Source organism: Chitinophaga sancti, assembly GCF_034424315.1.
Lineage (GTDB): Bacteria > Bacteroidota > Bacteroidia > Chitinophagales > Chitinophagaceae > Chitinophaga > Chitinophaga sancti.
Genome location: NZ_CP139972.1, coordinates 6,967,514 through 6,979,877, shown reverse-complemented (window position 1 = coordinate 6,979,877; position 12,364 = coordinate 6,967,514). Strand labels below are relative to the sequence as shown.

The following is a 12,364-nucleotide window of genomic DNA, read 5'->3' as shown; positions in this document are numbered from 1 at the left end:
TAAAACACTACCGTTTTATTCAATGTCGTATTAATGTACCTGACTGGTGGCTCCTTCCTGTTTTACTACACCGCCTAACTTCTGCAAATGTTCGTAAAATTCAGGATAAGATTTGTTAATCGCTTCCGCATCTTCAATCACTACCGGACCACCCGCTGTCAGCGCAGCTACTGCACATGCCATCGCAATCCTGTGATCGTTGTGAGAACTTACAGTACCACCTTTGATGCCTGTACCACCATGCACCAGCATTTCATCGCCATGCAGTTCAATGCGGATCCCCAGTTTACCAAATTCTTCCTGTAAGGTTTTACCACGGTCACTTTCCTTGTGTGCCAGTCTGCTCACACCCAGAATTTTCGTAGTGCCTTCGCAGTTAGCTGCCAAAGCTACGAGTGGCGGGAACAGATCAGGGCAATCCGTCGCGTCGAAATCAAACGCTTTCAACTGCTGTTTTTCCACATTCACGGTAAATACCCCTGGCATCAGCCCGGCGCCTGCTTTTTCCAGTGCTTCCAGGATCGCTTTATCAGATTGCGCAGATTGTGTATTGAGGTGGTGTACTTCCGCTTTACCAGCTACCGCAGCAGCTACCAGCAGGAATGCAGCACCGCTCCAATCTCCTTCTACAGTATATTCCCCGGCTTTGTATGCCTGTCTCTTTCCAAATGAAAAACGTTCAAAGTTTTCCTCGCTCACTTTTACACCAAACTGCTCCATGAGCTGGAGGGTAAGTGCGATATATGGTTTGCTTTTCAGGTCCTTCACGGTGATGGTTACATCCGCTGCAACAGCACCAAAGGCCATCAATAAGCCTGTTAAGAACTGTGAGCTGAGTGAGCCATCGATCGTAATATGCTTCGCCTGTAACGGGCCCTGAATATGCAAAGGCAGCTTACCATCAAGGGTGCTGATCTTAACACCCACCTGTGGTAAAACTTCTTCGAAGAAGTTCATCGGACGGGTGGTCAGACTACCATGACCATTGATGGTGATAGGGTGTGCAGACAGTGAAGCGATCGGGGTAAACATGCGGATCCCTAAACCGGATTCTCCACAATTGATTTCATTCCCAACAGGGTGAATACCATTGCTGGTAATCTCTATATAATCTTGCTGGCGGTTGATAGTAGCACCCAGTTTGCTGGCTACATCCAGTGCTGCGAGACAGTCATTGCTCAAACCCGGATTCCGGATAATGCTTTTACCATTGCTCAGCAACGCTGCGGCTACTGCCCTTTGCATAGCGCTTTTGGAAGGATTGGCGGTTACGGTGCCATTAATGCTGCCGGGTAATATTGTTACTTGCATGTGTGTGTTTGGTTGTTTATAGCTCCTCCAGCAGTTGCTTCAGCTCTGCCAGCGGTACAGCCTTTGTATGCGCGCTACCTAATTGTTCCAGCAGCACAAAATTGATCGCATCCTTTTCCCGCTTCTTATCCAGTTTGAAGATGTCGTACATCTCTTCCTTGTTAGAAGTAAGGGTTACCGGCAACTGGTAATCATTGATCAGCCTGATCAACCGGTTGGTTTGTTCCACAGGCAAAGTAGAGAGCTTCTCAGAGATCTTGGCAGCCGCCACCATCCCGATAGCTACAGCTTTACCGTGGGCAATGTTCTCAATTTTTTCTACTGCATGCCCAAGGGTGTGCCCGAAATTAAGCCAGCGGCGCGATGCCTGCTCAAATTCATCTTCCAGTACTACCTTGGTTTTCAGCTCTACAGAGCGTTCTACCAGGTATTCCAGAACAGCAGTATCCTTCTGCATGGCCTTATCCCGGTTTTCTTCCAGGTAAGTGAACAAACCTGCATCCAGGATGCAGGCATACTTAATGATCTCAGCAAAACCATTATGCCATTCTTCGTCAGGCATGGTCAGTGGCAATGTGTAGTCAAACAGGATAAACTGAGGTTGACGGGTTGTGCCCAGCATGTTCTTATGTTTACCATGATTGATCCCATTCTTGCCACCAATAGATGCATCTACCTGTGCGAGCAATGTGGTAGGCACAAAACCTACCGGCATCCCGCGCATGTATATGCTGGCGGCATAACCAGTTAAATCTGTGGTCATGCCACCGCCTATACCAACGAGCATAGTCTTGCGGTCAGCTTCCAGCTCAATGAGTCCATCAATGATCTGTTCGAGTACTTCCTCACTTTTATGCTCTTCTCCATCCGGAATCACCAGCTTTCTCCAACCCTGCAATTTCATTCCGTGGTGTTTATCCACATTCTCATCCACTACCAGTACAGTACGGGATGGATCGGCGTAATTGCCCAGCTGGTAGAGGCTTTCTCCCAGGTAATATTTGGTAGCACTATGCTGGAACTGGTAAGATAATGTTCTCATATATAATTTATGGTTGTGCCTGAATACTCAGGACGCCACTTATTTTCCTTCGTTCATTACTCTGTTCTGCCTGTTGATAGACTCCAGGTGAACTGCATCAAAGTATTTCAGGATGAAATCTTTGGTCAGACCCAGTTTATCACCTTTAGCGATACCACGCTCCAGGATCTCATTCCAGCGGTTGGTCTGCAGGATGGTAACGTTGTTTTCTTTCTTGTAAAGACCAATCTTCTCAGCAATCTTCATACGGTTACCCAGCAGCAGCAGGATTTCATCATCGATCTGGTTGATCTGGCCACGCAGTTTATCCAGTGCAGAGTTGAATTCTTTTACATCAGTACGTTCATGGCGCCACTTGATACCATCCAAAATTTCTGCCAGTCTTTCAGGAGTTACCTGCTGTTTTGCATCGCTCCATGCTTTGTCCGGATCAATGTGAGATTCCAGCATCAGACCATCGTAATCCAAATCGATCGCTTCCTGACCAATTTCCTGCAGAATATCACGACGACCGCCAATGTGGCTTGGATCACAAACGATAGGCAGTTCAGGCATACGACGCTTCATTTCGATTGGCAGGTGCCACATCGGCGCATTACGGTATTCAGTATTACCATAGCTGGAGAAACCACGGTGGATCAGACCGATCTTGGTAATACCTGAGTTACGAACACGTTCTACCGCACCTACCCACAGTTCCAGGTCAGGGTTGATCGGGTTCTTGATCAATACAGTTGTATCCACACCCTTCAGCGCATCCGCTACTTCCTGTACAGAGAATGGGTTTACAGTAGTACGGGCACCAATCCACAGGATGTCTACATCATGTGCCAGCGCTTCCTCTACCTGCTGTCTGGTAGCTACTTCCACTGCTACTGGTAAACCAGTCAGGGCTTTCGCTTTCTGCAGCCATGGCAGACCCTGTACACCGATACCTTCGAAAGATCCCGGACGGGTACGTGGTTTCCAGATACCTGCACGCAGTACATCTACTTTACCTGTCTTAGCCAGGCGCTGTGCGGTTTCAAGTACCTGCTCTTCAGTTTCTGCACTGCAAGGGCCGGAGATGATCAACGGCTTCTTATCTGAGCCCGGATCGGAGAATTTAGTGTTGGAGAGGATGTCTGCTAATACCATCGTTGTAGTTTTTTTAGTCCACAGACTATAGTCGATAGTCCATAGTGTTTGATTTGATTATTGGTTTGTTGCTATGAGCCATCGACTATAGCCCACGAACGATTGTTTACTTATTTTAAGATCTTCCTGATCTTGTTTGATTTCTGGATCAGTTTATAGAAAGCGTCATAATCTTCATTTTCCAGCAGGTCCTTCATCTGTTGCAGCTGGTGAATATGTTCATCCAGTACATCCAGCACATTATGACGGTTATGCTTAAAGATCGGTACCCACATATCAGGCGAGCTCTTAGCCAGACGTACAGTAGATTCGAAACCACCGCTTGCCAGTTCAAAAATACGCCCGTGCTCCTTTTCCTTTTGCAGTACGGTCAGAGCAAGGGCAAAGGAGGTGATATGAGAGATGTGCGATACATAGGCAGTATGCAGATCATGCTCTTCCGCATTCATATACACGAGCCGCATCTGCAATTTGTCTACCATCTCCTCAACAATTTCCACAGCATCTTCTTCACTGTTTTTCACATCGCACAGCACCATGGTTTTGTTGGTGAACAGGTTCGGTATAGCAGCTTCGGGGCCGGAATACTCCGTGCCGGCCATCGGGTGGGCAGCTACAAAGCGACCTCTGTGGGGATGACCGGCAACGAGTGCTAGAATCTTTTCTTTTGTAGAACCCACATCCATGATCACCTGTTGTGGACCCGCGTTATCAAGAATTGAAGGCAGCACCTTCAGCAAACCATCTACAGGTATCGCCAGTATAACTACAGTGGATCGCTGCATCGCTGCTTCCAGGCTAGCTCCCTCATCGATGATGCCGAGCTCCTGCGCTTTTTTAAGGTTGTCCTGGTTCTGATCCACACCGATGATGTGGGTGGCAACACCCTTCGCTCTCAGGCTGATGGCCAGAGATCCACCGATTAAACCAGTACCTACTATCGTTACGATCATACGTTTGTCTGTTTATTTAATTGCCCTGATCCTTTGCAGCACTTCGTCAAATACTTTCTCATCTTTACAAAGGCTCACTCTTATATATCCATTCCCGTTACTACCGAAGATACCACCTGGTGTGATAAATACCTGCGCTTTTTGAAGAATTTCATCTGTTACAGTAAATCCGTCTTTTGCACCGGCAGGGATCTTAGCCCATACGAACAAACCTACCTGGTCACGATCGAAAGTACAGTTCAGCAATTCCAGCAGTTCAAATACTTTCTTCCGACGGCCGGTATAGATCTGATTCAGTTCAGCATACCACTCAGGTCCTAATTCCAGTGCTTTTACAGCGGCCATTTGCAATGGCTGGAACATGCCGGAATCCATATTGCTCTTGAAGCGCAGTACTTCATTAATCCATTCCTGTTTGCCCACCAGCATCCCTACGCGCCATCCGGCCATGTTAGATGATTTGCTAAGTGAGTTCAGTTCCAGTACCACATCCTTTGCACCTGGTGTCTGCAGTAAACTTTGTGGTTGCGCATTCAGGATAAAGCTGTAAGGATTGTCGTGGCAGATCAGGATGTTGTGGTCGTTGGCAAACCTGATCAGCTTTTCAGCAAAGGCAGTATTGAACCGCGCCCCGGTAGGCATGTGCGGATAGTTCACCCACATCAGCTTTACCTTGCTCAGATCAGTTTTAGCCAGCGCGTCGAGATCAGGCAACCATCCGTTTTTTTCCTCCAGGTCATAGTCTCTTACGGTAGCACCACTCAGGTTCACGGCAGAGCGGTAGGTAGGATAACCCGGATTTGGAACCAGAGCCTCGTCTCCTTCCTGCAGGTAGGTCATGCAGATATGCATGATCCCTTCTTTGGAACCGATCAGTGGCAGCACTTCTTTTTCAGGATCCAGGCTTACGCTGTAGTAGCGCTGATACCAGCCGGCCATTGCCTGGCGTAAAGCAGGAATTCCTTTGTACCCTTGATAGGCGTGCGTATCAGGACGATGAGCATTTTCAGTCAGCGCCTCGATCACAGAAGGATGTGGGGGCAGATCAGGACTACCAATACCAAGGTTAATCACTTTGGCACCAGCCCTGTTCATTTCATCTATTTCTCTCAGCTTTTTAGAGAAGTAGTATTCTTCTGTTTGTTGCAGCCTTTTTGCTACCTGTAAGTTCATATCGTATGATTGAAAAATAGGATTATAATGTTTTGCCTTTCTTGTAGATCCCGAGCACTTTCAGATGTTCTGTCAGCGGAGTGATTTTGCTGATGCCTTTCTGGAAAGTGGCCAGATCTTCGAATTCGAAATCGGCATGGAAATAATAATTCCATTCCTTGGTAGGCATTGGGAATGACTGCAGTTTGCTCAGGTTAATACCTGCATTTGCCACCTGTGTCAGCACCTTTGCCAGTGTTCCGGATTCGTGGGAAGTCTGGAAGTATACGGATGCTTTGTTGGAATCTTCCGCAGGTTCCACACCATTTGGAGAGATAACCAAAAAGCGGGTATAGTTGTTCTTAATGGTATGGATGTTTGGCGCAATAATTTCCAGACCATAAATTTCAGCGGCCAGTTTACCCGCAATGGCAGCTGTCGCTTTCAGTTTCTTGGTGGCCACATGCTTTGCACTCAGGGCAGTATCTTCAGTCTCTACCAGCTTCATAGCAGGATACTTATCCAGGAAGTCAGTACACTGCAACAGTGCCATATGATGACTGCGTACCTCGCGGATGTCTTCCACCGGTGTACCAGGCAAAGCCATCAGGTGCTGTTTGATATGGAGGTATACCTCCCCTATCACATGCAGATTAGAGTTTTTCAGCAGCGTGTAGTTCGGAAGAATACTTCCGGCTATCGAGTTTTCGATGGCCATCACGCCAGCATCAGCTACCTGCGTCTTTACTTTCTTAATCAATTCTGCGAATGAAGCACAACATTCGATCGTTATATCCTTTCCATAGTATCCTTGTGCCGCTATTTGGTGAAAACACCCTTCGAATCCCTGAATTGCGATGTGCATCTTATGTGGTTTGTTTGTGTTTGATAGTTGCTACAACAACTACCAGATAAAATGAAAAAGGGCCCCGGTGGAGCCGGGACCCTTTAAAGTGCATTTAATATGTTTAGTGCATTTTTTACAAAAGAGTCCCGGCCTTTACGACGTAAAAGAAAAAGTAAAAAAAGTAAAAGAAGTAAAGACTGAAACGACGTAACATAGATCAAGTTATTAGAAAAAGAGAAGGCCCCCCTTATCGGGAGGCCTTTTTGTTAGTTTCTTTTTATGTTTAAGTACTACAAACGACCTCCCTAATTCTGGTACCAGAAAAAGTAGAAACCATAAAAGTAACCAAAGGTTGTTTGCTGTATCATAATTTGCTTGAATTGCCCGACAAAAATACATCAGGATTTGAATTGTCCAAGCACTTTTGTCAAAAATTATATTCTATTCAATAAAGAGGCAAAAAATCAATAATTTATTCAAAAATGAAGGCCTGACTACCCCTATAGCTAAAAAAAAACCGCCCTGCGGTTGCAGAGCGGCATATAAAAAGCTATTATTTGCTTAATCAGGGGAAGATTAGTGCTTAGCAGCAGTATCTTTTGCAGCAGCAGCAACTGAATCAACAGCAGCCTTAGCGGTATCAGCTTTAGCAGCGATTGAATCCTGAGCAGCGTTAGCAACTGAATCAATGTTCTGAGTAGTTGCAGCAGCAGTAGAATCAGTAGCGTTTTCGCCAGAGTTACCACCACAAGCAGTTGCAAATACACCCAGTGCCAGAGCTAAGAAACCAATTTTCAGTGCGTTCTTCATTTTTTTATTTTTTAGGTTTTTTGAAATATTGTTTCTTCTTTATACCCGGTTGAAAGAAAGGTAACCCAGCTTTTCAGAAATATTTTTCAAAAAATCTCTTTTTTTCACAAAAAGCCCTGTGGATAAGGTTTTTAATTATATAATTTATAAGTTTATATGAAAAAAGATTGCAGCCTGCATCTACCCTCTGGCTGAAAACTTATTTTTTTTCCCCTACTTTGGGTTACCAAAGCGATATAATAGTATTAATAAGTGAAGCATAATCTGAACATAGAAAGGGATCGGGAATTATTACTGGGCCTGACCCGGAATGACGATAAAGCACTGTCTACCATCTACGTGGAAAACTTTCCGGCCGTATTAAGGATGGTATTACAGCACAAAGGTTCTGAGGATGATGCGAAAGATCTTTTCCAGGAGGCCATGATCATACTGTATGAAAAAGCACAGACCAGTGAATTTGATCTATACAGTAAGCTCAAAACCTACTTATACGCCATCTGTCGTCACCTCTGGCTCAAAAAGCTCCAGTCAGGCAGCTGGCAGCTCTCCCTGCCGGAAGAACTGGAAGAAGTACTGCCGGCAGACAACCACATGGAAGACCATGATAAAAAGGACGAACAGTTCCGCATCATGGAGCAATCTATGGGTAGCATGGGAGAACCCTGCAAAACCATCCTGGAAGATTATTATATCAGGAAACTCTCTATGGCAGATATAGCAGAGAAATTCGGGTACACCAACGCGGAAAATGCGAAGAATCAGAAGTACAAGTGCCTGATGCGATTGAAGAAACTCTTTTTTGATAAATATAAATTATAGGGCCCATCAAAGGACCCACAAAGTGGTTTACAGGCGATGAATGATATTAATTTAATACGTGACATTGAACGCTATCTGGAAGGCGACATGAATATGCAGGAAAAAACTGCATTCGAAAAGTTGTGCCAGTCCGACCCGGTAGTAAATGAGCAGTTGAAAGCCCATCGGCATATTACGGCACAGCTGGAAAGCTACGGCCGCAGATTGGCGCTACAGGAGAAAATGGATCATATCCATGCCTCCATCGATATGGATATGCTGCGGGATGCAGCTGCCCCGGCACCAGCCAGGGTAATCACCTTCCGCAGAAGGCTGCTGACAAACGTTGCAGCTGCTGCCTGCATCGCACTCGTTACTTCGCTTTCCACCATCGCCCTCATCCAGAAAGCAAACAGGCAAAAGACCACCGCTCAATACGAAGATGTAAGAAGAGTGCTTAATAATATTCAGCGCTCTCAAAACGCCCTCATCAACGACATCAATAGCAAAAAGAGAGTACCTGCCAACCCCGGCACTTACGGAGGCACAGGTTTTGCCATTACTGACAATGGCTACGTAGTGACTAACTACCATGTGGTAGCAGGTGCAGACTCTATCTATATCCAGAATACAAAAGGTGAAGCGTACAAAGCAACCAGCGTATTCGAAGACATCTCAAGCGATCTGGCAATCTTAAAGATCACAGACAGCACTTTCAGAAGCCAGCCAATTCCTTACGCCGTAAAGTTCCAGAAAGCCCTGCGCGGCGAAAAAGTCTTTACCCTCGGCTATCCCCGTGATGAAATCGTTTATGGAGAAGGTTATATCAGCGCACAAACCGGTTTCAACGGTGACTCCGCCGCTTACCAGGTATCCATTCCTGTAAATCCGGGTAACAGTGGCGCGCCGCTCATGGATGCAAAAGGTGATGTAGTAGGTATCGTAACGGGCAAACAAACTACTGCCGATGGAATTGCTTTTGCAGTGAAATCAGCACAGCTGAAACGCCTGCTGGAAGAAATGCCTAAAGAAAAGATGGGTAAATGGAATCACAAAAATCGTTTGGAGAACCTGACCCGCGTAGAACAGATCAAAAAGTTGGAAGACTTCGTATATATGGTGAAAGTCTATAACTGATAAATATATTTTTTCTATTGGCCTCTGCAACCAAAACGGCCACGCTGGATTCAGTGTGGCCGTTCTTTATTTTAACTCTTTTGTATCTAAATTCGTAACAGCCCGCGGCCGTCTTACCTATGAATCTGAATCACTACTTCTTCTTCCAGGCCTTATACTTATCTGTGATCCAGTACATCAGATCCTCCGTCGGCATCATCCTCAGCGTATCATAATCCGGGTAATTCTGCCCCATAAACAACCTCAGACTATCTCCTTTCAAACTAGTTACCCTGCTCACAAATAGTGGCGTAAACCTGGAATCAATGTATTTATCTTTCTCTGCCTTCGCATAAATCTTCTTAAACTCACGCTTCTGCTTCTCCTTCCTTGAATACCGGGTAAACGGACTAAACACAATCCCTGCGCCTACAGGTGTACTACCACCTGCCAATGGCTTGTCAGGATTATCCAGGATGTACCCAAACTGATCCCTTCTGTTAATAGAATCCAGCTGATAAGGCGTAAACTTCGTACTTACCTCTACCCCATGCAATTGACGGCTCTCTACTACCAGGTGAACTTCCCTTGTCTCTACTCCACTCTCAGCTTTCACAACCAGGCTATCCGGGTTATATCCCAGGAACCCAAATACCACCATATCCCCCTTCTTCGCTGATATCTTATAAAAACCGCCCTTATCAGAGTAGGCTCTTCGCCCCGTAGTCTTGTTGGTAATACTTGCATATGGTAATACCAATCCATTCTCCTTGTCTACGATCGTACCGGTCAGCGTAACCTGTGCCTGGCTCTTTTCTGCCAATAAACTGCAAAATACCAGCAGGAGCAATAAGGGCAATTGTTTCATATATCTGTTCTGTTTATTCCAGCAAGTTCCTTAAAAAGTTTCTAAAAAAAATAAAAAATCCCCCTGTTGCCAGGAGGATTTTGCATGATTATTTAGCCACAGTAAAGCAGGAAAACTCAACTGGCCCCTCTTATCACCTGTAATAGAATGGCTATTATGGCTATTACCAACAGGATGTGAATTAAACCACCTGCGGAATACACAAAGAAGCCTAACAACCAACCGATAATAAGTATTACTGCAATAATATATAACAGACTTCCCATTTTACACAGATTTAAGCATTTTAATAACTTCCTCCCTGCTCTTGCCCAGCTTCTGCTGGATCTTACCGATCAGACGGTCTTCCTGTCCTTCTTCGTACAGCAGATCATCGTCTGTCAGGTCTGCGTATTGCTGCTTGATCTTGCCCTTAATCTCGTTCCAGGCACCTTTAATTTGTAAAGTATCCATAACATTAACTTTTTTGGGTGAAACAATGCTTTACAAAATCCAAAGACTATGCCAGAGGGGAATTGGTTATTAATATGCTACGGCTGTGATGGCTGTGCTGAATACCCTTTCTTCACCGGGTTCCAGGGTCACCAGGCCCATGCCGTTATTAAAGGCATTGGGCGCCCCTGTAAGGTGCTCAATCGCAATACTGTTGCGGTGAGCAGGGATATAAACCTGTAAGATCGGATAACAGGGTTCCGGGAAAAAATGGATCAATACCCGCTTCTGCGGATCCCGCAGTGTAGCCAGGGCACTATGCCTGCTAAAATCCAGCAGGAAACTGTTATCCAGCGGAATACCTGCCAGGCTGCGCGCTTCCAGGAAGCGGTCATAAGGCAGCACATTACCGGTTGGTATCAGTTGCGCATTAAATTCTACTATTTGTTCCGAAGCAAACTGCAGTTCAAGCTCATCGACCGGGGTACCGGTACTAAAATAAGGGTGCCAGCCATCCATGACAGGAATGGCCACTTCCGCATTATTCAGGATAAAAGTAGAGATGCGCAGCTGCTGACCAGGTTCCAGGTGATACTTCACCTCACAGTCATATGGGAACGGGTAACCCGCATCATTCCCTGTATAGGTATGGCGCAATGTCAGCACAGCACCCTTTTCATTCGCCTCCTGGCCTACTATCTCAAACGGCACATCGTAGAGCAAACCATGAATAGCACTACCAGATTTGGAAAGTGTTTTTCCAATCGTATATTCCTGCTCCTCCCACCGGTAGGTACCAGCCGGAATACGACAGGCAAAAGGGCTTAGCTTTGCACTTTTATAATATTCAGGAAGATTTACCTGGTAGTCTTCCAGGCTCTCATAACTATCAATGATATTCAGAAAGCCTTCTCCATACGGTATTTTAAAGGCGTGCAGCAGTGCGCTGTGTGCCGGAATAATTTCTGCCCGCGTGCCGCTATCACCGTCGATGAGAACGATGATGTCAAAACCTGCCTGGTGGATAGATTGAATAGAAAACATAACGCTTAATTGTGTATAACTACCAAGTTACACAAACTTTGCTTTATCATCCGGCAGCCGGCATAGCTCATTTGTTTTCCTTCAAAGATTTAACTTCTTCTTTCAAAAGTCTGATCGCTTCTTCCTGTGCCTGGGTCTTCTTTTGCTGTTCAATCAGGTAGAGGGTTAGTTCTTCCACTTTCTGTAGCAGTATCTTATTCATTTCACCCAGGTCCTGGCCATCCGCTGCTACCTCTTTGGCAGAAGGAACTGAAGGCAAATGTTTATTCTCCTGGATATACTGTTCTACTGAAGCCAGTGAGGGTAACCGGTACTGTGGTTCAAATACAAAATCAGCCCAGCCGGTAGCCGTCACCTTTATCTTCTGCGCGGTGATCAACCCGTTCACAGCCAGTTTGGAAGATGGATTGGTGGTACCAATACCGACATTGCCACTATTGTCGATCCTCATTCTTTCAACACCAGCGGTGCTCAATCCTAAAGCAGCAGATCCATAACCGGCAGCACTCAGGGTAATGGATTTTGCAACTGAATCGTAGCCAACCAAACCTATATACTGGTTGTCTGATGTGCTCCAGCGAATACTGCTTCCGGAAAATGTTCTTACATCCAGGAATGTAGCAGGTACATTCGTACCAATACCCACCCTGCCTGTATTCAAAACAGTCAAGGCATCATACAGGCTTAGATACTTCACTGAACTCGCATTTGTCTTAATGGGGATTTTAGTGCTGTCCTGGGCATTCATTTGCAATGAAAACAACAATGCAAAAATGGGTAACATTAACTTTTTCATAGTAGGGTATTATTAAAAAAATAGCTCCTGCGGGTTTGGCAGGAGCTATAAAAGT

The 12,364-nt window shown here is 45.6% G+C and carries 14 protein-coding genes; 2 read left to right on the top strand and 12 right to left on the bottom strand.

Features of this window, described 5'->3' with window-relative positions; all coding sequences use genetic code 11:
- Positions 1–30 precede the first annotated feature (30 nt).
- The 7 genes from aroA to U0033_RS27525 all read right to left on the bottom strand — a co-directional run bounded on the left by aroA (position 31) and on the right by U0033_RS27525 (position 7,252).
- On the bottom strand, positions 31–1,311 hold the full coding sequence (gene aroA, locus U0033_RS27555; RefSeq protein ID WP_072359897.1) for a 3-phosphoshikimate 1-carboxyvinyltransferase: 1,281 nt from the start codon (positions 1,309–1,311) through the stop codon (positions 31–33).
- Positions 1,312–1,327: 16 nt separating this feature from the next.
- Positions 1,328–2,353 (bottom strand): 3-dehydroquinate synthase, encoded by a 1,026-nt coding sequence (gene aroB, locus U0033_RS27550; RefSeq protein WP_072359899.1) that lies wholly within the window; start codon positions 2,351–2,353, stop codon positions 1,328–1,330.
- A gap of 39 nt (positions 2,354–2,392) precedes the next feature.
- The gene (locus U0033_RS27545) at positions 2,393–3,490 is read right to left on the bottom strand and encodes a chorismate mutase (protein WP_072359902.1); all 1,098 of its coding nucleotides are present in this window, start codon (positions 3,488–3,490) and stop codon (positions 2,393–2,395) included.
- A gap of 110 nt (positions 3,491–3,600) precedes the next feature.
- Complete coding sequence (locus U0033_RS27540; RefSeq protein ID WP_072359904.1) at positions 3,601–4,443, bottom strand: prephenate dehydrogenase; 843 nt, start codon at positions 4,441–4,443, stop codon at positions 3,601–3,603.
- A gap of 12 nt (positions 4,444–4,455) precedes the next feature.
- Positions 4,456–5,616 (bottom strand): pyridoxal phosphate-dependent aminotransferase, encoded by a 1,161-nt coding sequence (locus U0033_RS27535; RefSeq protein ID WP_072359906.1) that lies wholly within the window; start codon positions 5,614–5,616, stop codon positions 4,456–4,458.
- Positions 5,617–5,638: 22 nt separating this feature from the next.
- Positions 5,639–6,460 carry a prephenate dehydratase gene (locus tag U0033_RS27530; protein WP_072359908.1) on the bottom strand — a complete coding sequence of 274 codons (822 nt, stop codon included), beginning with the start codon at positions 6,458–6,460 and terminating at the stop codon, positions 5,639–5,641.
- Positions 6,461–7,018: 558 nt separating this feature from the next.
- Complete coding sequence (locus U0033_RS27525; RefSeq protein ID WP_072359910.1) at positions 7,019–7,252, bottom strand: hypothetical protein; 234 nt, start codon at positions 7,250–7,252, stop codon at positions 7,019–7,021.
- Positions 7,253–7,504: 252 nt separating this feature from the next.
- Here U0033_RS27525 and U0033_RS27520 point away from each other — a divergent pair, with 252 nt between their 5' ends.
- Positions 7,505–8,074: an RNA polymerase sigma factor gene (locus tag U0033_RS27520; protein WP_072359911.1), complete on the top strand. Its 570-nt coding sequence runs from the start codon at positions 7,505–7,507 to the stop codon at positions 8,072–8,074.
- A 36-nt stretch (positions 8,075–8,110) separates the two neighbouring features.
- Entirely contained in the window at positions 8,111–9,190 is a 1,080-nt protein-coding gene (locus tag U0033_RS27515; protein ID WP_072359914.1) for a S1C family serine protease, read from the top strand.
- A 133-nt stretch (positions 9,191–9,323) separates the two neighbouring features.
- Here the strand turns inward: U0033_RS27515 and U0033_RS27510 are convergent, their stop codons facing one another.
- The 5 genes from U0033_RS27510 to U0033_RS27490 form a co-directional block, all read right to left on the bottom strand.
- Positions 9,324–10,037: a carboxypeptidase-like regulatory domain-containing protein gene (locus U0033_RS27510; protein WP_072359916.1), complete on the bottom strand. Its 714-nt coding sequence runs from the start codon at positions 10,035–10,037 to the stop codon at positions 9,324–9,326.
- Positions 10,038–10,153: 116 nt separating this feature from the next.
- Positions 10,154–10,303: a lmo0937 family membrane protein gene (locus U0033_RS27505; protein WP_116851712.1), complete on the bottom strand. Its 150-nt coding sequence runs from the start codon at positions 10,301–10,303 to the stop codon at positions 10,154–10,156.
- A 1-nt stretch (position 10,304) separates the two neighbouring features.
- Positions 10,305–10,490, bottom strand: coding sequence for a CsbD family protein (locus tag U0033_RS27500; RefSeq protein ID WP_072359918.1), 186 nt, complete (start codon positions 10,488–10,490; stop codon positions 10,305–10,307).
- 69 nt (positions 10,491–10,559) lie between these two features.
- A complete protein-coding gene (locus tag U0033_RS27495) occupies positions 10,560–11,513 on the bottom strand; it encodes an aldose 1-epimerase (RefSeq protein ID WP_072359920.1) in 954 nt (317 codons plus the stop codon).
- A gap of 67 nt (positions 11,514–11,580) precedes the next feature.
- On the bottom strand, positions 11,581–12,309 hold the full coding sequence (locus tag U0033_RS27490) for a hypothetical protein (RefSeq protein WP_143150701.1): 729 nt from the start codon (positions 12,307–12,309) through the stop codon (positions 11,581–11,583).
- Between the last annotated feature and the right edge of the window lie 55 nt (positions 12,310–12,364).